Genomic DNA, 26,387 nt, shown 5'->3' with positions numbered 1-26,387 from the left:
GGGTGCCCTGCGCCGGGGCCCCTCGGGAAGCTCCTCCGGCCGGGGCTACGGGGCCGGGGGGTGCGCCTGCGGGTCGGCGACGTCGAGCACCACGGTCCCCGCGATCCTGTCGTGCAGGCCCTGCCGGTTGGGCCTGTTCCAGGCGGCCATGCCGCCGGTGAGCACCGCCATGACGGCGACCAGCAGCCACCAGAGCCAGCCGAGGGCGAAGAACAGCAGGTACACGAACAGGAAGGGCAGCGCCAGCAGCGCGGCGCGCACGACCAGGGCGGTGATGCGCACGGCGCCCAGGCTGCCGGTGCCCTCCACCGGCGCCACCTTCAGCCCCAGCCTGCGCTTGCCCAGGGTCTGGTGCCGGCGGGCGAGGGCGAAGGTCTCGTAGCCGGTGTAGAACGCGAACCAGACCACCGACAGGAAGACCGGGTACCGGTCCTCGATGCCCTGCGTCGACCCGTTGGAGACCTGCTGGACCCCGACCCAGGCCAGCGTCACGACGAGTCCGACGAGCAGCGCGGGCAGGGCGACCAGGACGAGGTCGATGAGCCTGGCCAGGACCCGGGTCCGCCAGCCCGCCAGCGGGTACAGCCGCTCGGGCCCGGGAGGGGCGGAGGGGGCCGCGTGCCCGGCGGCGGGCACGGTGGTCTCGGCCGGGTCCGCGGGGGCGTGCCCGTACGCCCGGTCGTGGGGCGGCTCCTGGCGGCCCTCCGGCCGCACTCCGTGTTCGGGTCCGGGCGGGGGAGCGTTCATGGCGGTGGCCGACCTCCTGGCTGTCGAGGGGCTGCCCGGGGCAGGGTGGCGCACGGACACGCCCGACTGTACCCACCCGGCGGCACCCGTCGTGAACGGGCCGATCCGCTGTGGCCGGCCCCTTCCGGGGCCCGCCCGGCGCCGGGCGTCCCGTCCCGGCCCCGGCCCGGGACGGCGAGTGGCCCGCCCCCGCCGAACCCGGCGAGGGCGGGCCCGTTCGGCCCCGGACCGCTAGAGCAGCTTGGCGAGGAACCGCCCGGTGTAGGACTCGGCGACCGCCGCGACCTCCTCCGGGGTGCCCTCCGCGATCACCGTGCCGCCGCCCGAACCGCCCTCGGGTCCCATGTCGATGACGTGGTCCGCGGTCTTGATGACGTCGAGGTTGTGCTCGATGACGATCACCGTGTTGCCGGTGTCCGCCAGCCGGTTGAGCACGCCCAGCAGCTTGCGGATGTCCTCGAAGTGCAGGCCCGTGGTCGGCTCGTCCAGCACGTACACCGTCCGGCCGGTGGAGCGCCGCTGGAGCTCCGCCGCGAGCTTGACGCGCTGGGCCTCACCGCCCGAGAGGGTGGTGGCGGGCTGCCCGAGCCGGACGTACCCCAGGCCGACGTCGTCCAGGGTCTGGAGGTGGCGGCGGATGGCGTTGATCGGCTCGAAGAACTCCAGCGCCTCGGAGATGGGCATCTCGAGCACCTCGGAGATGCTCTTGCCCTTGTAGTGGACCTGGAGGGTCTCCCGGTTGTACCGGGCGCCGTGGCAGACCTCGCAGGGCACGTAGACGTCGGGCAGGAACTGCATCTCGATCTTGAGCGTGCCGTCGCCGGCGCAGGCCTCGCAGCGGCCGCCCTTGACGTTGAAGGAGAACCGGCCGGGCTGGTAGCCGCGCGTCTTGGCGTCGGTGGTCTGCGCGAACAGTTTGCGGATGTGGTCGAAGACCCCGGAGTACGTGGCCGGGTTGGAGCGCGGGGTGCGCCCGATCGGGCTCTGGTCGACGTGCACGACCTTGTCGACCTTGTTCATGCCGTTGACCCGCACGTGCCGGCCGGGCACGTCGCGCGCCCCGTTGAGCTCCTTGGCCAGCGCCTTGTACAGGATCTCGTTGACCAGGGTGGACTTGCCCGAACCGGACACGCCCGTGACGGCCGTGAACACGCCCAGCGGGAACGCGACGTCGATCCCGTGGAGGTTGTTCTCCCGGGCGCCCTTCACCACCAGCTCGTGCCCCTTCGTGAGGGGTCGCCTCCCCTCGGGGAGCGCGATGACGCGCCGGCCGGACAGGTACTCGCCGGTCAGCGACGTCTCTGAGGTGAGGAGTTCGTCCACGATGCCGGACACCACGACGTGTCCGCCGTGCTCGCCCGCGCCGGGGCCGATGTCCACCACCCAGTCGGCGGCGCGGATGGTGTCCTCGTCGTGCTCGACCACGATCAGCGTGTTGCCGATGTCGCGCAGCCGCTGGAGGGTCTCCAGGAGGCGGGCGTTGTCGCGCTGGTGCAGGCCGATGGACGGCTCGTCGAGCACGTACAGCACTCCCACCAGACCGGAGCCGATCTGCGTGGCGAGCCTGATCCGCTGGGCCTCGCCGCCGGAGAGCGACCCGGAGGAGCGGGCCAGGCTCAGGTAGTCGAGGCCGACGTCGAGCAGGAAGCCGAGGCGGGCGTTGATCTCCTTGAGGACCTGGGCCGCGATGACCGCGTCGCGGTCGGAGAGCGTGAGCCCGGCGAGGAAGGCGGCGCTGTCGGTGAGCGACATCTGCGCGACCTCGGCGATGGACCGTCCGCCCACCGTCACGGCCAGCACGACCGGCTTGAGGCGGGTCCCCTCGCAGGTGGGGCAGGGCACGGTGCGCATGTACCCCTCCAGCCGCTCGCGACCGTAGTCGCTCTCGGTCTCGGAGTGGCGGCGCTTCACCCAGGGGATGACGCCCTCGAACTCGGTGTAGTAGGAGCGGTTGCGCCCGTACCTGTTGCGGTAGGTGACGTGGACCTGGGTGTCGTGCCCCTCCATGAGCGCCTTGCGCGCGCGGCGCGGCAGCCTCTCCCACGGGGTGTCCAGGTCGAACCCGACGGCCTCGCCGACCGCGGTCAGGATGCGCTCCCAGTAGCCGCTGTTGGGCCCGCCCGACCAGGGGCCGATGGCGCCCTCGGCCAGCGTCTTCTCCGGGTCCGGGACCAGCAGCTCGGCGTCGACCTCCATGCGGGTGCCCAGGCCCGAGCAGTCGGGGCAGGCGCCGTAGGGGGCGTTGAAGGAGAAGGAGCGGGGTTCGAGCTGCTCGAAGGAGAGGTCGTCGTAGGGGCAGTAGAGGTGCTCGGAGAACACCTTCTCCCGCTCGGCGTCGTCGGCGTCCAGGTCCACGAAGTCCAGGACGATGGTGCCGCCGGCGAGCTTGAGCGCGGTCTCGACGGAGTCGTTGAGCCGACCCCGGGCGCCCTCCTTGACGGAGAGCCGGTCCACGACCACGGCGATGTCGTGCTTGTCGTAGCGGCCCAGCTTGGGCGCCTCGTCCAGGCGCACCGCCTCGCCGTCCACGACCGCCCGGGTGTAGCCCTTGGACTGCAGGTCCTTGAAGAGCTCGGTGTACTCGCCCTTGCGTCCGCGCACGACCGGGGCCAGCACCTGGAAGCGGGTGCCCTCGGTCATCTCCAGGACACGGTCCACGATCTGCTGCGGCGTCTGCCGCGCGATCTCCCGACGGCACTCCGGACAGTGCGGCACGCCGATGCGGGCCCACAGCAGGCGCAGGTAGTCGTACACCTCGGTGATGGTGCCGACGGTGGAGCGCGGGTTGCGGCTGGTGGACTTCTGGTCGATGGACACCGCCGGGGACAGTCCCTCGATGAAGTCCACGTCCGGCTTGTCCATCTGGCCGAGGAACTGGCGCGCGTAGGCCGAGAGGGACTCGACGTAGCGGCGCTGCCCCTCGGCGAAGATCGTGTCGAAGGCCAGCGACGACTTCCCCGACCCCGACAGGCCGGTGAACACGATCATGGAGTCACGCGGAAGGTCCAGCGAGACGTCCTTGAGGTTGTGCTCTCGGGCTCCCCGGACTACCAGTTGTTCGACCATCGAGTGAGACATCCTTCGGCATAGGCACACCGGGGCGCGGACCGCGTCCGATGACGGCGGGCGACCCGTGTGTGGCTTCGCGGCGTGGCGGGCGAACGGCCTCAGGCGACCGCCTCGGCCTCGGAATCGGGCCGGTGAGGGGATACGGGGAGGCCTCCGGCCTTCCCCGTCCGTCAAGACTAACGATCGCCGACGTCGGTTTCTTCCACTACGGAGAAGTGGTGGTGCCCCGGCGCTCGCGCGCCAGGACACCACCACTATAGACGAACAGCTGTTCGAAAAAGGCCGTTCCGCAGGATGTCCGCGGGCCGCCCGGAGGCCGCCCGCCCGAGATCAGGACCTGTCGACCGGAACGTCCTTCTCCTCCTCGACGGCGGGCTTGTTGCGCTCGTCGATCCTGGACTTGACGAGGCTTCCGACGATGGTGATCGTCATGATGCCGAGGATCACGGTCAGCGAGGTGCCGATGCCGATGTCGACGATGTGGATGCCGTTCTCGTGCAGCGCGTGGAAGATCATCTTCACGCCGATGAAGACCATGATCGCCGACAGGCCCCAGCTGATGTAGGCCAGGCGGTCCATCAGGCCGGCCAGCAGGAAGTACAGCTGGCGCAGGCCCAGCAGGGCGAAGGCGTTGGCGGTGAAGACGATGTAGGTGTCCTGGGTCAGGCCGAAGATCGCCGGGATGGAGTCGACCGCGAAGACCAGGTCGATGACGCCGATCGCGAGGATGACCAGGAGCATCGGGGTGACGTGGCGCTTGCCGTCGAGCTTCACGGTCAGCTTGGCGCCGTGGTAGTCGCTGCTGACCGGCCAGAAGCGCTTGACCAGGCGGACCACGGGGGTCTGCGTGAAGTCCTTCTCCTCCTCGTCGCCCTTCATGTGGTCACGGACGATCTTGTAACCGGTGTAGATCAGGAAGGCGCCGAAGAGGTAGAACACCTCGCTCCAGGCGTTGATCACCTGGGCGCCGAGGGCGATGAAGATGCCGCGCATGACGATCGCGATGACGATGCCGACGAGCAGGACCTCGTGCTGGTACTTCCTGGGCACCGCGAAGGAGCTCAGGATGAGGTAGAACACGAAGAGGTTGTCGATGCTCAGGCTCTTCTCGGTGACGAAGCCCGCGAAGTACTCCGCGCCGGCCGAACCGCCGCCGAAGTACCAGACCCCGAGACCGAAGAGGATGGCGATGCCGATGTAGAAGACCGCCCACCAGGCGGCCTGCTTGATCCCGAACTCCTGGGGACCCTTGTTCTTGCTCCAGGGGTGGTCGACGATGGCCAGGTCGATCACCAGGATGGCGATCATTCCACCGATCGTCGCAGCCCACACCCACATGGGAACGTCCACGGACGGATTCTCCTCCGGTTGGTGCGCGCGAGCAGTGTGCACGCACGTCGAACTACCGGAGGTCTCTCCCGCTCACGTCCTGAGGACGTGAACCGACGGCACCGGGAGAACGACTCTGTACTCCGTGATGACGACACCGCCGCGACAGGGATACTCCCCTCACGTGAAACCAAGGGTACCGGTCGTGCGCACTCCGTGACACACCTTCGGACCCACGGAACAGGATGGCATCTCCGGCCCCTCCCGGGAAGAGGCGGCGGCGGTGGTATTCATCGCTCCTCCGGGACACATGGGTCAGGCCCCCGGGTAGGGGTCCCCGTCCCCCGGCCCGGGGGATCCTGCCGCGCCCCGCCCCGCCCCCGGCGCCCCGCGGATCAGCGGCGGAGCACCGACTTGTAGACGGCGGCGGCGGCCTCCACCGCGTCCTCCTCGCTCGGCAGCGTCCGCGCGGTCTCCCGTGCACGGGTCCGCAGGTCCGCGGCCAGCACGGGGTCGTCCAGGACCCGCCCCACCGCTGCCGCGAACGCCTCCGTGTCCCCCGGCGGCACCATCAGCACCGTCCCCGCGTACAGGTCGGGGATCCCCCCGACCCGGGTGGAGACCACGGGGAGCCCCGCCCGCAGCGCCTCCATGATCACCAGCGACGGCCCCTCCCACCGGCTGGTGAGACAGAACACGTCCGCGGCGGCGAGGAGGTCGGCCACGTCCGAGCGGTGGCCGAGCATGCGCACGTCGGCGTCCATCTCGGCCGCCGTGTCGTGCAGGCGGCCCCAGAGGGGGCCGTCCCCGGCGATCGCGATCACCGGCTCCGGGCTGCGGTCGGCGATGGAGGGCGCCGCGTCCAGGAGCATGTGCAGCCCCTTCTGTTCCGCGAGCCGGCCGATGGTCAGCAGCAGGGGGCGCTCGGGAAGGACCGCCAGGTCGGCGCGCGTGGCCTCGCGCCCGTTCAGCGGCGTCCCCGTCTCCGGCGCGGCCACCACGGCGAGGCGGGCCTCCCGCGCCCCGAGCGCGCGCATCCGCCGCACCAGGTCGCCGGACACCCCCAGCACCGCGTCCGCGCGGTGGGCCACGATCCGTTCCAGAAGGGGGTAGGCCAGGGCCAGGAGGCCCCCGACCGGCGGCGGCGCGTTGTGCGCCGTCACCACCAGCGGCCGGGCGCCCGCCAGCGCGCAGAGGGCCCCGGCGCGCATCCCGTGCGCGTGGACCACGTCCGCGCCGCGCGTCAGCGAGCGCAGGAGCAGCACCGCGCCGGGGTCCCCCGCCGAGGGCGCGGGGCCGATGGGCACAGGGGAGAAGCGCAGGCCCTCCGAGGTGAACCCGAACTCCTGCTCGGCCTCGGCCGGGCCGAGCACCGCCACCCGGTACCCGCGGGCGCGCAGTCCCGCGCCCAGTGAGCGGACGTGGCGGCCGACGCCTCCTGTGCTGGTACCGACGACCAGCGCGATCCTGCCGTTCACCGCTTCCCCCTCCTGCGTTCGAGTACGGTCCTGGCCCGGTCGGCGACGGCCCGCACGGCGGCACGGTCCGCCAGGGCCGCGACCGCCGCGTAGACCACCAGCCCCGCGGCGCCCGCCGAGGCGGCCGCCCCCGCCGACTGCCACACCCCGTCGGCGGGCAGGAGCCCGGCGACCGCACGGCCCGCCACCCATCCGGCGCCGCCGCCGAGGGCGGCGGCCAGCACCGAGCGCGCCACACCCGCCAGGGCGCCGCGGCCGTGCGCGCGCGCCACGCCCGCGCAGAGCAGTACGGCGGCCAGGGTCAGGCCGACCGTGCTGGCCGCGCCCAGTCCGGCGATCGACCATCCCGAGGGGAGCAGCCACACCAGAACCGCGGCGCACACCGTCACCACGAGCCATCCCACCACCTGGGCCGCGGCGGCGGAACGTCCGTGGTGGGACGCGTACAGGGCCCGGCTGAGCAGGGCGACCAGGCCGAAGCCCACCACACCCGGAGCGTAGGCCAGCAGGGCGCGCTCGAGGGTCTGCGGATCCTGCTGGGCGAAGACCCCGGCCACCGGGGCGGCGGCGGCCGCCAGCGCGGTGCCCACCCCGGCTGTGGCCACCACACAGGCGCGGGCGCCTCCGGCGGCGAGCGCGGCGAACCCCTCCCGGTCGTGTTCGGCGTGGGCCACGGCGAGGGCGGTGAAGGCGCTCGTCGCGATGGGGACCGCGATCACCCCGTACGGGAGGGTGAACAGGGCCCACGCGTAGGTGTAGAGCACGGCCGCCCCCGCGCCCCCACCCCAGTTGGCCAGCGCCACCGACAGCAGGAGGCACACCTGCATGGCCACCAGCGGCAGCAGTGACGCCGCCGCCAGGGAGCGCACCCGCTCCCCCACCCCGGCGGGGAACGTCAGGCGCGGCCGGGATCCCGTCCTCAGCCGCGCGGCGGGGCCGAGCACCGTCAGGAACAGGGCCGCCGCCCCCGCTGTGGTGCCGAGCGACAGGGTGAGCTCCGCCGCGGCAGGCAGGCCCGCGACGTCCTGGCGGTGGCCGCCGCCCAGCGGCACGAAGGCCAGGCAGGCGGCGATCACCACGAGGCTGGACAGCAGCGGCGCCAGTGCGGGCGCCAGGAACCTGCGGTGCGCCTGGAGGACGCCGTACAGGACCGAGGCCAGCCCGTAGAAGACGATCTGGGGTGCGAAGACCACGAGCATGCGGGAGGACAGGGCGAGCAGTGCCTCCCCGTCGCAGCCGGCTCCGGCTCCGAGCATCAGCGCCATCACCGGGGGCGCCGCGAGGGCGAGCAGGACGGACAGCGGGACGGACAGGAGCAGCACCCAGGTGATGAGCGCGGACGCGGTGCGGCGCACCTGGTCGTGGTCGCCGCGGGCGGCGGCCGAGGCCATGACGGGGACGACCACGGCCGTGAGCGCCCCACCGATGACGATCTCGAACAGGACGGCGGGGATCTGGTTCGCGGTGACGTACGCGGTGCCCAGGCAGGTGTCGCCGACGGTCTGCGAGAAGACCACCGTGCGGCCGAACCCCGCCAGGCGCGCCCCCACGGTGGCCACCGCGATGAGCGCCGCCGCCGCGCCGACACCGCTCGTCACGCCGTGGACGGCGCGGGACACCGCGGACACCTCACGCGCACCTCCCCACCGGGCGCCCTTCGCCCGGAGCACCGGCACGCCCGTCGTCCTCCGCCCCTCCGGCGGCCGTCCTGCGGACGGGGCTCCTGCCCCACTGGTCGAGGCGGCGCAGGGCCGGGACGCGGTCGATGACACGGGAGAAACTGGTCACCTCGCTGGCCAGGGTCAGTGCGGCCACCGCGCCGAACAGCGCCAGGCGCACCGGGCGCGGCGCCTGCGCGACGGCGGCGGCCCCGAGGGCCGCGCCCAGGGCGTTGGCCCCCGCGTCGCCAAGCATGGAGCGTTCGGCCAGCTCGTCGGGGAGCAGCGCGGAACAGGCGCCCACCACCGGGCCGAGCAGGGGCGCCGCGGGCGAGGCCAGGGCCGGCGCCGCGGCGAGGAGGGCGAACTTGGCGGCGCGGCCGGGGCGCAGGTCGAACAGGTTGACCAGGTTGGCGCCGGCCGCGATGAGCGCGCCGTCCACCAGGGTGTCCACCGGCCCGCGGCGCAGCAGGGAGGCGGCGGCGACCCCGGTGGCGCCGATGCCGACCATCTTGACCAGGCCGGTGGTGACCTCTCCGCGCGCGAGCGCGGCCAGGTGTCCGCGCAGGCCGCGGGCCTGGCCGTTGCCCGAGAGGTCGTCGTAGGCCCCGAACGCGGCGGCCCCCGCCGCGGCGAGGGCGGACGCGGCGCGCACCCGCGGCGCCGGCCCGGGGACGAGGAGGCTGGCGGCGCACACCCCCGAGGCCAGGGCCGGTCCCTCCTGGAGGGTGACGACGCGGCCCCGGAAGTTGCGGCGCAGCCAGGCGGAGGGGGCGTCCGCCCCGGGTGCCCCCGCGGAGCCCTCCGCCCGGGGGTCTCCGGGAGCCGTGCCGGTCGCGCCCTGCGCCCCCGTCCCGGCGGGGGCGCAGGCGCGCTCGGGCAGGGTGAGCACGGCGTAGGCGGCCCGGGCGGCGGCCGCGCCGACCACGGCGCCCGCCAGGCCCTGCGCCAGGGAGCGGAGGGGCGGCGGGACGGGCCGGCGCCCGCAGCCGGCATGCGCGACCGCGGCCGCGCGCACGGCGTGGGAGGGCACGGGTGTCACTCCCCCTCCCTGACGGTGCGGCGGGACTCGTCGGCGCCGCCCCTCCCGCCGGTCGCCGCCTCCTCCGCGGCGCCGGACGCCGCGTCGTCCGCCTCGCGGGCGGCGGGCAGCGGGTCGGGCAGGAACCCCCGGACCCCCTCACCGATCCCGTACGCCCCGGCGCCCCCCTCCAGGTTCTCGGCCAGGGCCAGAACGGCGATGATGTCGCCCATGGGGCGCCCGGTCACGTCCGCGGTGGCGAACTCCGGCTCGGCCGCACGGGCCTGGGCGAGCATCCCGTCACCGCGGGAGGACGGCACGTCGCCGGCGAGGACGGCGGCGCCGACCTCCCGGTGCAGGGCGGTGGTGACGGTGGTGAGCACCGCGTTGACGGCCTCCCGGTCGGCCCCGTCGGAGGACCCCGCCGCCGGCGCGAGGACGACCAGGGCGTCGGCGGACACGGCGGGGTCGCCCTCGACCTGGACCAGACCGCCCTCGGAGAAGGCGTCCAGGACGGCCTCGGCGTCGTGGGAGCCACCCCCTCCGGGGGTCTCCTCCGCCTCCCGCGGGTCCTCCGTCGCCCGTCCGGCGCCCTCCGCGTCCCCGTCGCCGGACCCCGCCCCGCCGGCGGAAGCCAGGGCGCGCCCGAGCTCCGTGCCCGCCTTGTCGTAGGGTCCTCCGGTCAGGCCGTCGGGGTCCTGGGAGACCTGGATCGACAGCTCGTCGACGAAGGTGGCGTTGCCCGCGTCCACGAGGGCGTCGGTGACCGCGACCCGGCCGACGACCTCGCCGCCCGCCTCCTCGACCCGTGCGGCGAGCCCGTCGGCCACCTCGGGGTTCGCCCCCGGGGCCGTCACCACGACCACGCCCAGGCCGGTGAGGCGGCCGTCGAGCATGTCCGAGGACACGGCCTCGGCCATCTCGTCGGCCCCGGCGTTGACCTTGTCCGCGACGTCGCGCTCGGAGCGCAGGTCCTCGCTCTGGCCGCGCAGGTCCGCGGTCTCGGACTGGAGTGTGTTCAGCAGGGGGTCCTGGAGCATGGTGGTCCCCAGGACCAGCCCCACGGTGAGTGCGAGGAACACCGCGACTATGGACACCAGGTGGTAGCGGAAATCGATCACGTCAGCAGTCCCGTCAGCCAGTAGGAGAACACGTCCCAGCGCGCCGCGAGAAAGGTGAGGTAGACCTGTCCCGCCGGTGAGCTGTAGGCGGCGACCACGATGGTGAGCAGACAGGCGGCGACCAGCCCGAGCAGCGCCCAGGGCGAGATGCGCGAGCGGTACAGGCGGCTGACGCCCTTGGCGTCGACGAGCTTCCCGCCCACCCTGAGCCTGGTCAGGAAGGTGCTGGCCATGCCCGAACGGCCCTTGTCGAGGAACTCCTCCAGGGTGGCGTGCGTGCCCACCGCCACGATGAGGGCGGCGCCCGAACCGTCGGCCAGCATCATCGCCACGTCCTCGCTGGTGCCGGTCGCCGGGAAGACCACCGCGTCGTAGCCGAGGTCGGTGAGCCGGGGGAGGCCGGGGGCCCGGCCGTCCCGGTAGGCGTGCACGACGAGTTCGGCGCCGCTCGCCAGGGCCTGGTCCGACACCGAGTCGAAGTCGCCGACGATGATGTCGGGCCGGTAGCCGCCCTCCATGACCGCGTCCGCGCCGCCGTCCACGGCGATGATGACGGGTCTGAACTCGCGGATGTAGGGGCGCAGGGCGGCGATGTCCTCGCGGTAGTGGTAGCCGCGGACCACGATGAGGACGTGGCGCCCCTCCATGTCGGTCTCGATGTCGGGGATGCCGATACCGTCCAGGAGCAGGTCCCGCTCGTGCTGGAGGTAGGCCATGGTGTTGGCCGCGAACGCCTCCAGCTGTGTGGCGAGCCCGGCGCGGGCCTCGGCCATGGCGGCGCTGACGGTCCCCGCGTCCTGGAGGGTCCCGCGGGCGAGCGCCTCGTCGCCGCGGTACAGGGTGGCGCCCTCCAACCGGAGCCGCTCGCCGTCGCGGACCCGGGTGAAGACCTCGGGGTCGACGTCGTCGACGAGGGGGATGCCCGCCGTGACGATCATCTCCGGCCCCTGGTTGGGGTAGCGGCCGCTGATGCTCTTGGCGACGTTGAGCACCGCCGAGACCCCGCAGCCGACCAGCGCCTCGGCGCTGACCCGGTCCAGGTCGACGTGGTCGATGACGGCGATGTCGCCGGGGCGGAGGCGTTTGGTCAGGTTCTTGGTGCGGCGGTCCGAGCGGACGGGCGCGACCAGCCCTGTGGGAGCGTCCGCCCGGGAGCGGCGGAACCGCATGACTGTGGCGCTGAGCGCATCCGTTACCTTCATCGCTGGCATACTGTCAGAACGCGACTACGGTAAGTCATAACACCTGGGAGATCGGCGTGTTCGGGCAGGTCCGCCGTCACCACCCCAACGGGGACGTCGACGGCGGCCTGCCACCGCCCTACCCGGGAACGGGCCCGTGTCACACATCCGCCCCGCGGGTCCCGGGGCTCCCGCTCAGGCGGCGGGGTAGGCGCGCTCCGGAGCGGCGTTGGTGAGCAGCTCCTCTGCGTGGGCGCGGCCCAGCTCGGAGTCCTCCAGGCCGGCGAGCATCCGCGACAGCTCGCGGACCCGGCCCGCGCGGTCCAACCGCACCACGCCGCTCTCCGTGACCAGGCCCTCGGTCGACTTCTCCACCACCAGGTGCGCGTCCGCGAACGCCGCGACCTGCGGGAGGTGGGTGACGACGATGACCTGGGAGCGCTGCGCGAGCTTGGCCAGGCGGCGGCCGATCTCCACCGCGGCCTTGCCGCCCACCCCCGCGTCGACCTCGTCGAAGACGAACGTCGGCACCGGGTCGGCCCCCGCGAACACCACCTCGATGGCCAGCATCACCCGGGAGAGCTCACCGCCGGAGGCGCCCTTGTTGAGCGCCAGCGGCGGTGAACTGGGGTGCGGGGCCAGCAGGACCTCGACCTCGTCGCGTCCGTACGGGCCGAACTCCTCGCCCGTGGTGATCCGCACGCTCACGCGGGCGTGCGGCATGGCCAGGGCGGTCAGCTCCTCGGTGACGGCCGAGCCGAAGCGGTCGGCCGCCTCGGTGCGGACGCGCGTCAGCTCAGCGGCGCACCGGTCCAGCCCCTCGTACAGCTCGGCGGCCTCGGCGCGCAGGGCCTCGATGCGCTCGTCGTCGTTGTCCAGGTCCGCCAGCCGCTTGGCCGCCTCCGAGGCCCAGCCCAGCACCTCGTCCGTGGTCCCGCCGTACTTGCGGGACAGGGAGGTCAGGAGCGCGCGGCGCTCCTGCACCTGGGCCAGGCGGCCGGGGTCGGCGTCCACGGACTCGGCGTAGGACGCCAGCTCGGTGGCCGCATCGGTGAGGATGTAGGACGCCTCGTCCAGCCGGTCGCCGATGGCGGCCAGCTCCGCGTCGTGCTCGCGGACGGAGGCCACCGCCTGGCGGGCCGCGGAGAGCAGCGCGGCCACGTCGACCTCCACGTCGGAGGCGGGGTCCCCCGCCAGTGCCTCGTGGGCGGTGGTCGCCGCCATGCGCAGGCCGTCGGCGTGCGCCAGGCGCGTCTCCTCTGCCAGGAGTTCGGCGTCCTCGCCGGGCAGGGGCTCGGCCGCTGCGATCTCCTCCACACCGAAGCGGAGCATGTCGGCCTCCTGGGCGCGCTCGCGCGCCCGCTCGACCAGCTCCTCGAGCTCCGCGGTCACCTCCCGGTGGCGGCGGTAGGCCAGGGTGTACTGCTTGGCGGCCTTCGCCAGCTGCTCGCCGGCGAAGCGGTCCAGTGAGGAGCGCTGCCGGTCGGCGCGCAGGAGCCGCTGCTGGTCCGACTGCCCGTGGACCGCCACCAGGTCGTCGGCGAGGTAGGCGAGCAGGCTGACGGGGGCCGAGCGCCCGCCCATCGTGGCGCGCGACCGGCCCTCCGCGGACACCGCCCGGGTGAGGATGAGGACGTCGTCGTCGATGTCGCCCCCCGCCTCCAGCACGCGGTCGGCCACACGGCCGCCGGCGGGGACGGTCAGCCGCCCCTCCACCACCGCCCGGTCGGCGCCGGGCCGTACGCGCTGGGGGTCGGCCCGCCCGCCGAAGAGCAGCCCGAGCCCGGTGACGACCATGGTCTTTCCCGCGCCGGTCTCACCCGTGACGACGGTCAGCCCCGGTGACAACTCCAAAACGGCGTCGTCAATGACCCCGAGTCCCTGGATACGGACTTCTTCGAGCACCGATCCCTCTCCTGTGGTTGGCTCCACTTCATCGCGCGCGCTCGTGCGAACGCCGCGCCGGAACGCACTCCGCGTTCAGTGACCGTGCTCGACCCGCCCGCGCCAACCCGCGACCGGAAGGCCGAACTTGGCCACCAGGCGGTCGGTGAACGGGGCCCGGTGCAACCGGGCCAGCCGGACCGGCGTATCGGCACGGGTGATCTCGATTCGTGCCCCCGCGGGCAATTCGACCATACGCCGTCCATCACACCAGAGCACCCCCGGCGCCGTGTCCGGAAGCACCTCGAAGGCGATGGTGGCGTGCGGCCCCACGACCAGGGGCCGGGCGAACAGGGCGTGCGCGCTGAGCGGCACGACCAGGAGGGCCTCCACGTCGGGCCACACCACCGGCCCGCCCGCGGAGAAGGCGTGCGCCGTGGACCCCGTCGGGGTGGCGCACACCACCCCGTCGCAGGCCCAGCGGGAGAGCGGGCGGCCGTCGATCTCCAGGACGGCCTCCAGGATGCGCCGGGACTCACCCTTCTCCAGCGTGGCGTCGTTGAGCGCCCAGGAGCGCACCGACGGGGCCCCGTTGTTGCGCCCCCCGTTGAAGACCGCGACCTCCAGGGTCATGCGCTCCTCGACGTCGTAGTCGCGGTTGACGACGCTGCGCACGGTGGCGCCCAGGTCCTCGCGCTCGGCCTCGGCGAGGAAGCCCACGTGGCCCAGGTTCACCCCGAGGAGCGGCGCCCCGGCGGGACGGGCCATCTCGGCGGCCCGCAACAGGGTGCCGTCGCCGCCCAGGACCATGACCAGCTCCACCCCCTCGGCCGCGTCCGCGGATTCGACGGCCTCGATCGGGGAGAGCACACAGCCCACCGCGGCCAGCTCCTCGACCTCGGCCTTGAGCATGCGCACGGTCAGGCCGGCGCGGCTGAGGCTCTCGTGGACCAGTTGCGCGCTGCGCACCGCCGCGGGCCGACCGGTGTGGGCCAGCAGGAGAACACTGCGTCCGCTGGTCATCGCCGTCCCCTTACGTTCGCTCCCCGACAGGGGAGCCCGAGTACTGGCCGGGAGCTTCGCTGACCCGGCCGGGTCACGTTACCGGACACCTGAGACACGGTGCCATGCCCGTCAGCTCGGCCCCTCCTCGACGGCCCGGGCCAGGTCGGCCGGGTCCAGGGGCGGGGCCCCCGCGCGCAGCCACAGGAAGTACTCGACGTTTCCGGAGGGCCCGGGGAGCGGGCTCGCGGTCACGCCGACGACGCCCAGGCCCAGGGAGAGGGCGTGGGCGGCGACGTCGGAGACCGCCTCGGCGCGCAGCGCGGGCTCGCGGACCACTCCCCCCGCGCCGACCTTGTTCCTGCCGACCTCGAACTGCGGCTTGACCATGAGCACGAAGTCCGCACCGGCCGCCACGCAGTCCTTCAGCGGTCCCAGGACCAGTTTCAGGGAGATGAACGACAGGTCGCCGACGACCAGGTCCGGGCGCGGTTCACCGATCTGCTCCGGGGTGAGCTCGCGGACGTTGACCCGCTCCATCACCCGCACCCGGTCGTTGCTGCGCAACGACCAGGCGAGCTGCCCGTAGCCGACGTCGACCGCGGTGACGTGGGCCGCCATACGGCGGAGCAGCACGTCGGTGAAGCCGCCGGTGGAGGCGCCGGCGTCCAGCGCGCGGCGGTCGGTGACGTCCAGGGCGAAGGCGTCGAGGGCGCCGATGAGCTTGTGGGCGCCCCGGGAGACGTACGGGGGTTCGTCGGAGGGGGCCCTGACCACGATGGGCTGGTCCTGGCCCACCTGGGTCGCGGCCTTGGAGGCCACGACCCCGGCCACCTTGACGAACCCGCCGTCGATGATCTCGGCGGCGTGGCCCCGGGAGCGTGCGTGCCCGCGGCGGACCAGTTCCGCGTCGAGCCGAGTACGTTTTGCCATGGTCACCTACGATACCGAGAGTTATCGGGGGGTGTTCGCGTTCTGGTCGAGCGCCCCGAGCACACCGGACAGCTCCCGGTGCAGGGCGTCGAAGACCGCGACGTGCTCGGACGTGGGTCGGGAGCCCAGTGATTCCAGGCGCTCCCGGGTGCCGCTGAGGGTCTGCTCGGCCACGGCCTCGGCCTGTTCCTTGGGGTCCATGGTTCTCCCGGTGATCGCGTTCGACCGACTCTACTTCTTCGCGGGGCCCTTGCCCTTGGGGGTTCGCTTGGCGGTGGAGCGCGCCCGCGCCGTCTTGGCAGGGGCCCGGGTTCTGGCCTTGGTCCCGGCCGCTCCGGCCTCCGCGGGCGCGGCCTCCTCCCCCTCCCCGGCGGGGTCCCCGGCCCCGTCCCGGTCGTCGGCAGCGGCGCCGGAGGAACCCTCGGGAGCCTCGCCTCCGGGTGCCTCCCGGACCTCCGGGACCCCGCCTCCCGCAGCCCCTTGCGTCTCCGGCGGGACGGCGGGTCCGCGGGCGGCGACCGCGTCCGCGTCCTGTCCGGCGGGACCGGTGGCCGGAGCCACCGGGGAGGCCGCCCCCGCCGCCTCGGGGGCCAGGGCCCTCTCCACCGCGTGGCGGGCGGCCAGCCGCCGCTCCAGCTCGGCGACCCGGCGCACCAGCCGCTCGTGCTCACCGCGCGGGACCACGTCCATCCGCTCCAGCTGGCGCCCGACCTCCGCGCGGACCAGGTCGGCGAGGGCCGACCTGTTCGCCTGGCTGGTCTCGATGAGCTCGCCCGCCAGCGCCTGGATGCTCTGCCCCACCCGCGGAGGCGGGGTGTCGCCCTCTCCCGCCCCGGGGAGGGCGGGGCCTCCGGCGCCGTTCGCCCGCAGCAGGGTCTTGGCGGCGGCGACGGCCTGCTTGCGCGAGAGTTCGGTGAGGCCATTGGCGGCATCGAGATAGGTGCGTACCGCGTCGACGACCATGATTCAGGTGCTCCTTGATGGGACCGCGGGAGAATGGGGAAGGGCCCGGGAAGCAGGGGCCACTGCGCAGCGGGGGGTGCTTCCCACGCTACCCCTGCGGGGCCGCCGTTGACACGCGTTCGCGGCAGGCCATCCCATTCGTCACGGTGGACCCAGAAGGATTCCCGGCACTCCGCGGTAGGGCATGATGTCGCCATGAGCAGCATCGACGCCTGTCTCGCGGGAATCGAGAAGATCAACCGGCGCATCCTCTCCGAGTCCGAGGAGAAGCGGCGCAAGCACATCCGCGAGCGCTCCGTCAGCGTGGTGGTCCCGGACCTGGGGACCGCCTTCGACATGCGCCTGACGGTCGGGGGCCTGACCGGCCTCACCCACCGGCCCGCCGACCGCGCGGCCCCGGAACCGCAGGTGCGGGTCACCGTCGACAGCGACGACCTGGTGGCCCTGTCCGAGGACCGCCTGGACGCCGCCCGCGCCCTCCTGGGCCGCAGGGTCAGGGTGGACGCGAGCGTCGGCGACCTCCTGCGCTTGCGGCGCCTCCTCTGAGCCGGCGCGCGGGCGGACACGACGGCCCCCGCACGGCGGGTACGTTGCTGGGATGCCACGCCACGCTCTCGAACTGGCCCCCTTCCGCGGTCTGCGCTACGCGGACCCGGACGTGGACCGGTTCATCGACGGGGACTTCGACCTCGCACGACTCCTGACGCCGCCCTACGACATCCCCGACGCCGAGGAGGCGCGGAAGCTCCAGCGGTCCGACCCCCACAACGCGGCCCGCGTCACCCTGCCCTACGAACTGGGCAGGCAGGACCCGGACAGCGCCGTGCCGCACCGCTACCGCGCCGCCGCCGACCTCCTGCACAGCTGGATCGGCGACGGGGTCCTCGCCCTGGACGGCGAACCCGCCCTGTACGTGTACGAGCAGGTCACGGCGGACGGCCGGCGCCAGCGCGGCCTGGTGGGCAACCTTCGGCTGCCCGAGGACGGCGCCGGGTCGGCGGTGCGCCCGCACGAGGACGTGGCCGACCCGCCGGTGCGCGACCGGTTCGCCCTGATGGGCCTGGCCCGGGCCAACCTCGAACCGATCTTCCTGGTCTACCGGGGCGGCGGCGGGGCCGCGACCGCCGCGACCGAGGCCGCGGCGGCGCTGGCCCCGCTGGTGTCCGCACGCACCCGCGACGGCTCCGAGCACCGCCTCTGGGCCCTCACCGACCCCGGTGAGCTGCGGCGTGTGGCAGCCGACCTGGCCGGCCGCTCCGCGCTGATCGCCGACGGGCACCACCGCTACGCCGCCTACCGCCGCCTCCACCGGGAGTACCCCGACCCGGGATGGGGCTACGGGCTGGCCCTGCTGGTCGACAGCGACACCCACCCTCCCCGCCTGGGGGCCATCCACCGTGTGCTGCCCGGCCTGGACACCGACACGGCGGTCCGGGAGGCCCGGGAGGCGGCCACCGTGGAACCGCTCGGCACGGCCTCGCCGGAGGTCCTGGCCGGGGTGGCGGCCCGGGCCGGGTCGGAGTCCCCCGCCCTCCTGCTGGTGTCGCCCGACGGGGACGCCCACCTGGCGCACGGCTTCGACGAGGGTGTGCTGGAGCGGGCCATGCCGGAGCGGTCCCCCGCGTGGCGCCGCCTTCCCACCGCGGTCCTGCACGAGGTGCTCATGCCGCTGTGGGAGTTCCCGGAGGACCTGGTGCGGATGGTGCACGACGACCCCGCCGAGGCGGTCGCCGCCGCCCACCACGAGAAGGGGACCGCCGTCGTCGTGCCCGCGCTGGGCGTGGGCCAGGTGTACGCGGTGGCCGACCGCGGCGAGCTGACCCCGCGCAAGTCCACCTCGTTCGGCCCCAAGCCGCGCACCGGGCTGGTCATGAGGGTTCTGGACTGAGCGGCCGGCGCGGGCGGGCCAGCGCGGCCGCCCGCGCCGCGTACACCGCGGCGAAGGCCAGCGCGGCGGTCACCAGGAGCACCACGGCCGTGGGCGCGGTGTAGAGGCTCTGGAGCCATGTGAGGTCCCGGCCCTGGGCGAGCAGCGCCACCAGCCGGTGCGGGACCACCGCGGCGCAGACCACGGCGAGGCCCGGTACCAGCCGGAGCGCGGTGCGCCACCGGGCCCGCTCCCTCGCCGCGGCGGCCCACCTCCCGGCTCCGCGCACGCCCCGGACGGCCAGGAAGCACGCCGACACGGCCAGGCCCGCCAGGACCGCGTCCACCACCAGCAGGAACGGTCCGGCGGGAGGCGACGGCTCGCCACCGTCGGCCAGGGCGACCAGTCCGTGGAGCAGCGCCGAGGCGTCGGCGCCTCCCAGTCCGGTGTTGGCCATCACCGCGATCCCGTGGCCGCTCTCCGGCAGGAGCGCCTGGTGGGCGGTGTAGGTGAACTGGATGCCGCCGTGCGAGAGCATCGGCGCACCGGCGGGTGTCTCTCCGACGTCCCAGCCCAGCCCCTTGCGCTCCCCTCCGGCGCCTCCCCCCAGCGGGGCGTGGGTGGCGGCGACGCCCTCCTCCGAGAGGATGCGCGCACCGTCCGCGCCCCGGCCCCCGCTGTTCTGCGCGACGAGCCACCGGGCCATGTCCGCGGCGGTGGTGACCATGCCCCCGGCGCCGTTGACGTAGCTCGCGGGTTCGACGGCGGGGACGGCGTTCCCCAGGACACCGACGTGCCCCCTGGCCACCCCGGCCTCGAAGACCTCTCCGACGGTGTCGACGGTGACCGTGTCGTCCATGCCCAGGGGCGCGAACGTGCGCTGCTCGAGGAACTCGCCGAAGGGCAGGCCGCTGACGGCCTCCACCAGGCGTGCCGCCACGTGGTAGTTGGGGTTGTGGTAGTTCACCTCCGTGCCCGGCTCCGCGGCCAGACCGGCGCCCGCCAGCCGGGCGACCGCGCCGGAGAGGTCGTCGGGGGCGGGTTCGCTCTTCTCGCGGAAGGCGGTGTCGGACATCCCGGAGGTGTGGGTGAGCAGCTGGCGGACGGTGATCTCCGCGCCGCGCGGGTCGGCGAGGGTGAACCCGGGCAGCCGCTCGGCCACACGGTCGTCGAGCCCGACATCCCCCTCCTCCACGAGCTGCATGACCGCCAGGGCGGTGAACGCCTTGCTGACGGAGGCCACGCCCATCGGGGTGTCGGCGGTGATCGGCCGGCCCCCGGAGTCGGTGCCGTACCCCGCGACGTGGACCACGTCGGCGCCCCGGGTGACGGCGACCGCGGCGCCGGGCAGCGGCGAGGACGCCAGGTAGTCGTCCAGGTAGGCGTCCACGGCGCCGGGGGTCAGCCCCCCTCCCCCGGGGTCCGCCGTGTCCGCGGCGGCCGGATTCCCGGCGAGGAGGAGGACGGAGGCGGCGAGCAGCGCCGCGGGAAGTCTGAACATGGGTCCATGGTGTTCGCCGGCGCGCCTCCGGCGCCACGGAGCCGGCCGCAGTACCGGCCTGGGGTTCTCCGCACCCGCCCGGTGGGGCCGGCCCCCTACGGCGGCGACCGCCCGTCCCGGCCGGGCCCCCGCCACCGCTGCCGCCGAAAGGGGCCGGGGGGCCGGCTCCGGCCCCGCGTCCGGGGCGGCCCCGCCCCGCAGGCCCCGGCCCCGTGCGACACAGGGCACACCCGTTGCGGGGGTGCGCGGTCACGGGGGCCGGAGGCCAGGCCATAGCCTGAACACCGACCACGCCACCGCACGGAACAGGTTCCCCGACATGTCCCTGCTCGCCGCAGACCGTCCCCTGAACACGCTCTACGACGCGATGCTCCTGGACCTGGACGGGGTCGTGTACATCGGCCCGCACGCGGTGCCCGCGGCCCCGGAGGCGGTGGGCAAGGCGCGAGCCGCCGGCGCCAAGGTGGCGTTCGTGACCAACAACGCCGGCCGCACCCCCGCCCGGATCGCCGAACACCTCACGCAGTTGGGGGTGGCCGCGGCACCCGACGACGTGGTGACTTCTGCCGAGGCGGCCGCCAGGCTCGTGAGCGAGCGCCACCCGGCGGGCTCGGACGTCCTCGTCGTGGGCGACACCGGCCTGCGGCAGGCGGTCCGGAAGATGGGCCTGCGCCCGGTGACGGTGGCCTCGGACTCGGTCGTGGCCGTGGTCCAGGGGTACTCGCGGAGCATGAGCCGGGACCTGCTCGACCAGGGGGCGCTCGCGGTGGCGCGCGGCGCGCTGTACGTGGCCAGCAACGCCGACGCCACCGCGCCCAGCGAGTGGGGCGCCACTCCGGCCAACGGGTCGTTCGTCCGGGTGATCGCGCACGCCACCGGGGTCGAGCCCGTCGTCGCCGGCAAGCCGATGCGCCCCCTGCACGAGGAGGGCATCCGACGTACCGGCGCCCGCAACCCGCTCATCGTCGGAGACCGCCTCGACACCGACATCGAGGGGGCCACCGTGCACGGCGCGGCAGGCCTGCTGGTGCTGTCCGGGGTGACCGCGCCCGCGGACGTCCTCGCGGCCCCCGCGCACCAGCGGCCCGCCTACCTGGCGTGGGACGTGTCGGGCATGAACGACACGCACCCGGAGGTGGCGCACACCGGCCACGGGGCCCGCTGCGGCGGGTGGACGGTGACCGTCACCGGGGGCGCTCCGGCGATCGAGGGGACGGGCGACCGGTTGGACGGCCTCCGTGCCCTGTGCGCGGCCGTGTGGGCGGACGCCACGGTGGACCCTGACGGCCCGGCCGCGCGCGGCGTTCTGGCCCGCCTGGGCTGGTGAGCACCCGAGCCGCGGCCTCACCGCCCCGGCTCCTCGCGCCCGCCGTGCCCCGATTCGGCCGCGCGGACCAGCGTCGCGGTCCTCGCCTCCACCTCGCAGACACTGCGAACCCCCTCCCGCCCGCGCCAGGTACGGCGGCGCAGCTCCCCGCTCATCTGGACCACGTCGCCCAGCCTCCAGGCGCGGATCCCCTCGTGCAGGTCCTGGTCGAAGCTGGCGCAGGTGATCGAGTCGACCCCCCGGCCGGCGTACCGGCTGTCGGTCGGCCTGGCCACGCAGACCCGCCAGGTGGCGACACGGTCCCCGCTGGGGAGCTCGCGCACGAGGGGCTCCGCGGTGACACGCCCCGCGACCACGATCTCGTTGCGGTGGCCCGGCTCGCGTCGGGCTCCGGCCCCGTCGGAGGGGTCCGGCTCCCCACGGCGGTCGACCGCGCGGGCGCCGGGTCCGGGAGGGGGTTCTGTCGCGGTGCCGGGCTGTTCGGTCGGTGGGCGGGCCGCGGCACGCCGCCGGGCGACCGCCGTCTCCTGTCGCATGCGTCCTCCTGGGATGGTGGGCGGGGGAAGGGGCGCGACACGGCGGAGGGCTGGGAGGCCGCCGGGGGTCCGGCGCTCCGCGGCTGGTCGGGGCGTCTGCGCTGACCTCCAGGATCGCCCGGCCCGCCCCCGCAGGGAAGGCCCCGCCGGAACCTGTGGACAACCTTCGGCGACCCGCACCGGCCCGCGCGCCGCGGGTCCTGCCCCGGACGCCCGCCGGCCCGGCACGACCCGCCCCTCTACTCCGCCCCCGGTCCGACCTGTCATGACGCCCTTGTCCTAGAGTCGGATTCGGTTCGGGACAGGTCCTTCCCGTACCGCACACAACCGAGGGAACAGGGGTGCTTGCCGTGCACGACGACGTGGACGTGAGCGGTCCGCCCGAGGGGATCACCCCCCTGGGCGACGACATCTTCGCCATCGACACGATGCTCGCCGGATACCCGGGGGTCGTGTCGAGCTACCTCATCCGGTCCGAACGGCCCTGCGTCGTCGAGGTCGGCACCGCCGCCTCGGCCCGCGTCCTGCACGGCGCCGTCACGCGCCTGGGGCTCGCACCCGAGGACCTGGCCACCATCGTCGTCACCCACATCCACCTGGACCACGCGGGCGGCACCGGTGACATGGCCGCCCTGTTCCCCAACGCCGAGATCGTGGTGCACGAGCGCGGCGCCCGCCACCTGGCCGACCCGAGCCGGCTGATGGCCAGCGCCGCCATGGTGTGGGGCGACAGGTTGGAGACCCTGTTCGGGCACATGAGCCCCACCGACGCCGCGCGGATCCGCGCTGTGGGCGAGACGGGTGAGATCGACCTCGGCGGCGGCCGCACACTCGTCTCCCACTACGCGCCCGGACACGCCAAGCACCACATGGGCCTGGTGGACTCCCTCACCGGCGACCTCTACGTCGGCGACGCGCTGGGCGTGTACAGGCCGCTCACCGGGGACGTCAGCCCCGCCACCCCGCCGCCGGACTTCGACCTGGACGCGTGCCTGCGCACCCTCCGGCTCTTCGGGGACATCGGCGCCCAGCGGCTGATGTTCTCCCACTTCGGTGCGGTCACGGCGGTCCCGGAGACCCTCGACAAGGCCGAGGGCGAACTCCGCCTGTGGGTGGAGACGGTGCGCGAGTCCCACGGGACCACCGGGGACCTCGACCACGCCATCGCCATGGTCCGGGACAAGGTGGTCTCCAGGTACAGCCCGCTCCCCGCCGACGCACCGCCGGAGTCCGCCGCGGTCCTCGACATCCTCGCCGGACCGGAGACCAACGTGTCCGGCATCGTGCACTGGCTGGACCGGCTCGCGCAGGAGCAGGCCGAGCGGAAGGCGGACGGGGAGCGCTCCTGAGGCTCGGACCCCGGCCTTGCGGAAAAGGGGGTGCGGCCCCCGTCGGGCTCACCTAGTCTCGCCGCATGACAGTCGAGATCCGCCAGGCCCGACGGGCCGACACACCCGGTCTCTTCTCCCTCCTCCACCGGACGAACCCGTGTCGCGTGCTGACGGAGGAGGTCGTCCTCTGGCGGCTGGACCACCCTTCGGCCGAGTTCGAGGAGACCGTCCTCATCGCCGTGGAGGAGGACGGGAGCGTGGTCGGCCACATACGCGCCGTACTCCGGCGCGGCGGAGAGGCCACCCCGAGGACCGGGGTGTCGGTCCTCGCCTCGGTCGCCGCGACGCATCTGGGCACCGGCCTCGACTCCCGCCTCCTGGACGCCTCGGAGGCCGTCCTGGTCGCGCGGGGGGCCGGGAGCCTGCGGGCGGAGGCGGCCGGGGAGGGCGTGCAGGTCGGCGGAGAGGACTTCGCGGCACTGCTGGCGGAGCGCGGCTACAGCCCGGTCGAGAGCCATCACGTCCTGGGCCTGGACCTGGAGGACCTGCCGGAGGTCCCGCCCGCGCCCGAGGGGGTGGAGCTCCGCCCCTTCGAGCGGTTCGCGGACGACCCGCGGCCCGTCTACGACATCGACCGCCTCACCACCGCCGACGAGCCCGGCGCGGACAACGACGGCCGGTTCATGTCCTACGACGAGTGGCGCTCCACCGTGTGGCCCCGCCCGGACAACGACCACGCCGTGAGCCAGGTGATCCTGGTCGACGGCGCACCGGTCGGTATGACCTGCTACACGTCCGACGGCGGCAGCCGCGTCGAGTCGGCGATGACGGGGGTCCTGCGCGAGTACCGCGGGCGGGGTCTCGCCGGCTACGCGAAGACCGCGGCCCTGCACCTGGCCCGGGACCGGGGCGCCGAGCGCGCCTACACCGGGAACCACGAGGACAACGCGCCGATGCTGGCCGTCAACCGGCGGCTCGGGTACGAACCGGTCGCAGCCGCGACCGTCTACTCCAGGGCGGTCGGGGGCTGAGCGGCCGGGGGCTGAGCGGCCGGGGCCCCGGGCAGCCCCAGCTCCCGCAGGAGGTGCGCGTAGACGCCGTCCGCCCAGGACAGCTCCCGGTCGGCGGGCAGGACGTCGAAGGACCGCACCCCCACGGTCTCGAAATCCCCGCTCAGGGGTTCCAGCCCGGTCACCCGGGCGTGGGTGACGACGGTGACGTGCCCGCTCGCGAGGACGTAGTGGCCCACGACCCCGACCTCGCCCAGGGTGGCGCCCGCCTCTTCGCGCGCCTCCCGCCGGGCGGTGTCCTCGACCGTCTCGCCGGGTTCGCAATGGCCTCCCGGAAACTCCCAGCCCCGGTCCCTGTGGCGGACGAGCAGGGGGCGGTCGCCGTCGTAGGTCAGGCAGACCACCGAGTCGTGGGCTCCGGGGAGCGCCCCCAGGCGCACGACGGCGCCGCCGAGCGGCTGTTCACCGCCCGGCGGCGCGGTGCCGTCGGTGTCCCGGAACGGGCTCAGTACCTGTCCCGCGGTGCCCGGCCGCCGCCGCGGTCGTCACGACGGTCACGGCCCTCGCCGGCGGGGGCCTCGTCGGCCTCCGGGAGCTCCTGCTCCTCGGCGTCGGTCCAGACGATCCCGTCCTCGGTGTCGACGTCGACCAGCTCGACGCCCTCGATCGCGGCCAGCCTCTCGTCGGCGTCGGTCACACCATCGCTGTCCACGGCCGAGGCCCGCGAGAAGTACTCACGTGCGTCGTCCTCGCGGCCCAGCTCCTCCAGGACGTCGGCGTAGGCGTAGAACAGGCGGGCGACCCACGGACGGGCCCGGCGCTCCTTGAGCTCCGGAACCTGGAGTTCCGCCAGTGCGGCCTTGGCGTCACCCATGTCGCGGCGCGCGCCCGCGGCGACGATCCGCAGCTCGATGCGGTCGGCGGTGTCCAAGGAGGCCGCGGCGGGGTCGCCGGTGATCTCCAGCGCCCGCTCGGGTCGGCCCAGACCGCGCTCGCAGTCGGCCATGATGGCGAGGAAGCTGTCCCGGCCGCTCATCCGGCGTGCGGCCCGCAGGTCCGACAGGGCCTCCTGCCACTTGCCGACGGTGTAGGCGGCCACACCGGAGGCCTCGCGCACACCGGGGACACGCGACGCCTTGCGGCGGGCGTAGGCGGCATGGGCGTAGGCCCGCTCGGGGTCCTCGTCCAGGAGCATGCCTGCGGCGACGATGTGCTTGCCGATGAGCTCGGCCAGGGACTTGGGCAGCGAGTGGAGGTCACGCCGGGTCTCGGGGTCGAGCTGGGAGAAGGTGGCCTCCTCCGGAAGCTGCGGCGGGATGTCGGCGGGGTCGCGGTCCTCACGGGGAGGGCGACGGTCGTCGCGCCGGTCGTCCCGGCCCCGGAAGCCACCTCCTCCGCGCCGGTCGTCACGGCGGTCCCCGCCCCGGAAACCTCCACCACCACGGTCGTCCCGTCCGCGGAAACCACCACGGTCGCCCTGCGGGGCACGGTCGTCGCGTCCGCGGAAACCACCACGGTCCCCCTGGGGAGCGCGGTCGTCACGGCGGAAACCTCCACCGCCACGACGCTCACCCTGCGGAGCACGGTCGTCCCGCCCGCGATAGCCACCACGGTCCCCCTGGGGGCCACGGTCGTCCCGCCCGCGATAGCCACCGCGGTCCCCCTGGGGAGCGCGGTCGTCACGGCGGAAACCACCGCCGCCACGACGCTCACCCTGCGGAGCGCGATCGTCCCGCCCGCGGAAACCACCGCGATCGCCCTGGGGGCCACGGTCGTCCCGCCCGCGGAAACCACCGCGGTCCCCCTGCGGAGCACGGTCGTCACGGCGGTCTCCTCCGCGGTAACCCCCGCCCCGACTGTCGTCACGGCCCCGGGAGCCACCGCGATCATCCCGCCGGTCGTCGCCTCTGTCGTCCCGGGAGCCGCTGTAGCCGGATCGGGAGCGGGGTCCTTCACCACGTCCCCGACCGCCAGGCTCGCCGGAGCGGTCACCACCATGCTCGTTTGCTCCGGAGTCCTCGCGGTCTCCCGATCGGCTGTCCTCAGTCATCCAACCCGTCCGTCAACACTCAAAAGCGCTGCCACCTTGAGCAGTAGCAGCGCGTCATAGTACTCGTGCCCTCCAGCTTACGACATGACATCGCCGCCCACCGCCAAAGCGCCGGCCACCCGACTCCGCCGACCAGTGGGAACTCTCTCCACGGCCATCCCGCACAACACCCCTTTCACAAACGCACAAGCACAGGCACAAAAAAAGAGGGCCAAGACAGCCCCCAAAGAACCACCCCACACACAAAAAAGGAGGGGGCCGCCCACAAGGCAACCCCCTCCCCAACAAAAAACCGTGGCAGCGACCTACTCTCCCACCCCACCACAGGGCAGTACCATCAGCGCAAGGAGACTTAACGACCGGGTTCGGAAAGAGACCG

23 protein-coding genes and 1 rRNA gene are annotated in these 26,387 nt (G+C 74.0%); 6 read left to right on the top strand and 18 right to left on the bottom strand.

Features of this window, described 5'->3' with window-relative positions:
• Nucleotides 1-45 precede the first annotated feature (45 nt).
• The 13 genes from ACWGL3_RS08110 to ACWGL3_RS08050 form a co-directional block, all read right to left on the bottom strand.
• Entirely contained in the window at nucleotides 46-747 is a 702-nt protein-coding gene (locus ACWGL3_RS08110; protein ID WP_452461082.1) for an RDD family protein, read from the bottom strand.
• 231 nt (nucleotides 748-978) lie between these two features.
• Complete coding sequence (gene uvrA / locus ACWGL3_RS08105) at nucleotides 979-3,813, bottom strand: excinuclease ABC subunit UvrA (RefSeq protein ID WP_267948976.1); 2,835 nt, start codon at nucleotides 3,811-3,813, stop codon at nucleotides 979-981.
• 333 nt (nucleotides 3,814-4,146) lie between these two features.
• On the bottom strand, nucleotides 4,147-5,166 hold the full coding sequence (locus ACWGL3_RS08100; protein WP_267948975.1) for a TerC family protein: 1,020 nt from the start codon (nucleotides 5,164-5,166) through the stop codon (nucleotides 4,147-4,149).
• A gap of 374 nt (nucleotides 5,167-5,540) precedes the next feature.
• Entirely contained in the window at nucleotides 5,541-6,623 is a 1,083-nt protein-coding gene (locus ACWGL3_RS08095; RefSeq protein ID WP_267948974.1) for a glycosyltransferase family 4 protein, read from the bottom strand.
• Nucleotides 6,620-8,242, bottom strand: coding sequence for a murein biosynthesis integral membrane protein MurJ (gene murJ, locus ACWGL3_RS08090; protein WP_452461086.1), 1,623 nt, complete (start codon nucleotides 8,240-8,242; stop codon nucleotides 6,620-6,622). The genes ACWGL3_RS08095 and murJ overlap by 4 nt, the downstream gene beginning before the upstream one ends.
• Before the next feature lie 10 nt (nucleotides 8,243-8,252).
• On the bottom strand, nucleotides 8,253-9,233 hold the full coding sequence (locus ACWGL3_RS08085; RefSeq protein WP_267950317.1) for a hypothetical protein: 981 nt from the start codon (nucleotides 9,231-9,233) through the stop codon (nucleotides 8,253-8,255).
• An 86-nt stretch (nucleotides 9,234-9,319) separates the two neighbouring features.
• Nucleotides 9,320-10,423, bottom strand: coding sequence for a copper transporter (locus ACWGL3_RS08080; protein ID WP_267948973.1), 1,104 nt, complete (start codon nucleotides 10,421-10,423; stop codon nucleotides 9,320-9,322).
• Nucleotides 10,420-11,592, bottom strand: a complete 1,173-nt coding sequence (gene steA / locus ACWGL3_RS08075) for a putative cytokinetic ring protein SteA (RefSeq protein WP_267950316.1) — start codon at nucleotides 11,590-11,592, stop codon at nucleotides 10,420-10,422. The genes ACWGL3_RS08080 and steA overlap by 4 nt, the downstream gene beginning before the upstream one ends.
• Nucleotides 11,593-11,799: 207 nt before the next feature.
• The gene (gene recN / locus ACWGL3_RS08070; protein ID WP_267948972.1) at nucleotides 11,800-13,509 is read right to left on the bottom strand and encodes a DNA repair protein RecN; all 1,710 of its coding nucleotides are present in this window, start codon (nucleotides 13,507-13,509) and stop codon (nucleotides 11,800-11,802) included.
• Nucleotides 13,510-13,584: 75 nt separating this feature from the next.
• Nucleotides 13,585-14,511 (bottom strand): NAD kinase, encoded by a 927-nt coding sequence (locus ACWGL3_RS08065; protein ID WP_267948971.1) that lies wholly within the window; start codon nucleotides 14,509-14,511, stop codon nucleotides 13,585-13,587.
• A 111-nt stretch (nucleotides 14,512-14,622) separates the two neighbouring features.
• Nucleotides 14,623-15,423, bottom strand: coding sequence for a TlyA family RNA methyltransferase (locus ACWGL3_RS08060; protein WP_267948970.1), 801 nt, complete (start codon nucleotides 15,421-15,423; stop codon nucleotides 14,623-14,625).
• Nucleotides 15,424-15,444: 21 nt separating this feature from the next.
• A complete protein-coding gene (locus tag ACWGL3_RS08055; protein WP_267948969.1) occupies nucleotides 15,445-15,624 on the bottom strand; it encodes a hypothetical protein in 180 nt (59 codons plus the stop codon).
• Between the two features lie 30 nt (nucleotides 15,625-15,654).
• The gene (locus tag ACWGL3_RS08050) at nucleotides 15,655-16,386 is read right to left on the bottom strand and encodes a coiled-coil domain-containing protein (RefSeq protein ID WP_267948968.1); all 732 of its coding nucleotides are present in this window, start codon (nucleotides 16,384-16,386) and stop codon (nucleotides 15,655-15,657) included.
• Nucleotides 16,387-16,581: 195 nt separating this feature from the next.
• On the opposite strand from ACWGL3_RS08050, the gene ACWGL3_RS08045 reads away from it, so the two are divergent.
• Nucleotides 16,582-16,932 carry an SCP2 sterol-binding domain-containing protein gene (locus ACWGL3_RS08045; RefSeq protein WP_267948967.1) on the top strand — a complete coding sequence of 117 codons (351 nt, stop codon included), beginning with the start codon at nucleotides 16,582-16,584 and terminating at the stop codon, nucleotides 16,930-16,932.
• Nucleotides 16,933-16,984: 52 nt separating this feature from the next.
• A complete protein-coding gene (locus ACWGL3_RS08040; protein WP_267948966.1) occupies nucleotides 16,985-18,274 on the top strand; it encodes a DUF1015 domain-containing protein in 1,290 nt (429 codons plus the stop codon).
• Here the strand turns inward: ACWGL3_RS08040 and ACWGL3_RS08035 are convergent.
• Nucleotides 18,255-19,754: a serine hydrolase domain-containing protein gene (locus tag ACWGL3_RS08035; RefSeq protein ID WP_267948965.1), complete on the bottom strand. Its 1,500-nt coding sequence runs from the start codon at nucleotides 19,752-19,754 to the stop codon at nucleotides 18,255-18,257. The genes ACWGL3_RS08040 and ACWGL3_RS08035 overlap by 20 nt on opposite strands.
• 319 nt (nucleotides 19,755-20,073) lie before the next feature.
• Between ACWGL3_RS08035 and ACWGL3_RS08030 the strand changes: the two genes are divergently transcribed.
• On the top strand, nucleotides 20,074-21,081 hold the full coding sequence (locus ACWGL3_RS08030; RefSeq protein WP_452461081.1) for an HAD-IIA family hydrolase: 1,008 nt from the start codon (nucleotides 20,074-20,076) through the stop codon (nucleotides 21,079-21,081).
• Nucleotides 21,082-21,098: 17 nt separating this feature from the next.
• On the opposite strand, the gene ACWGL3_RS08025 is transcribed toward ACWGL3_RS08030, so the two are convergent.
• Nucleotides 21,099-21,617 (bottom strand): single-stranded DNA-binding protein, encoded by a 519-nt coding sequence (locus tag ACWGL3_RS08025; RefSeq protein WP_346660239.1) that lies wholly within the window; start codon nucleotides 21,615-21,617, stop codon nucleotides 21,099-21,101.
• Between the two features lie 350 nt (nucleotides 21,618-21,967).
• Between ACWGL3_RS08025 and ACWGL3_RS08020 the strand changes: the two genes are divergently transcribed.
• Together ACWGL3_RS08020 and ACWGL3_RS08015 are read left to right on the top strand one after the other, a co-directional pair.
• Nucleotides 21,968-22,966 carry an MBL fold metallo-hydrolase gene (locus ACWGL3_RS08020; RefSeq protein WP_267950314.1) on the top strand — a complete coding sequence of 333 codons (999 nt, stop codon included), beginning with the start codon at nucleotides 21,968-21,970 and terminating at the stop codon, nucleotides 22,964-22,966.
• A 65-nt stretch (nucleotides 22,967-23,031) separates the two neighbouring features.
• Nucleotides 23,032-23,979 (top strand): GNAT family N-acetyltransferase, encoded by a 948-nt coding sequence (locus ACWGL3_RS08015; RefSeq protein ID WP_267948963.1) that lies wholly within the window; start codon nucleotides 23,032-23,034, stop codon nucleotides 23,977-23,979.
• On the opposite strand, the gene ACWGL3_RS08010 is transcribed toward ACWGL3_RS08015, so the two are convergent.
• Both ACWGL3_RS08010 and ACWGL3_RS08005 read right to left on the bottom strand, forming a co-directional pair.
• A complete protein-coding gene (locus ACWGL3_RS08010) occupies nucleotides 23,955-24,398 on the bottom strand; it encodes an NUDIX domain-containing protein (RefSeq protein WP_452461080.1) in 444 nt (147 codons plus the stop codon). The genes ACWGL3_RS08015 and ACWGL3_RS08010 overlap by 25 nt on opposite strands.
• A gap of 65 nt (nucleotides 24,399-24,463) precedes the next feature.
• Nucleotides 24,464-25,153 carry a tetratricopeptide repeat protein gene (locus ACWGL3_RS08005; protein ID WP_267948961.1) on the bottom strand — a complete coding sequence of 230 codons (690 nt, stop codon included), beginning with the start codon at nucleotides 25,151-25,153 and terminating at the stop codon, nucleotides 24,464-24,466.
• A 54-nt stretch (nucleotides 25,154-25,207) separates the two neighbouring features.
• On the opposite strand from ACWGL3_RS08005, the gene ACWGL3_RS08000 reads away from it, so the two are divergent.
• Nucleotides 25,208-26,068 carry a hypothetical protein gene (locus ACWGL3_RS08000; RefSeq protein ID WP_452461079.1) on the top strand — a complete coding sequence of 287 codons (861 nt, stop codon included), beginning with the start codon at nucleotides 25,208-25,210 and terminating at the stop codon, nucleotides 26,066-26,068.
• Between the two features lie 232 nt (nucleotides 26,069-26,300).
• On the opposite strand, the gene rrf is transcribed toward ACWGL3_RS08000, so the two are convergent.
• Nucleotides 26,301-26,387 (bottom strand): 5S ribosomal RNA (rrf, locus tag ACWGL3_RS07995); the annotation flags it as partial.

The sequence above is a fragment of the Nocardiopsis sp. NPDC055824 genome (assembly GCF_053616335.1).
The sequence above is the reverse complement of the archived record's forward strand: the minus strand, read 5'-3'. Positions and strand labels throughout refer to the sequence as shown.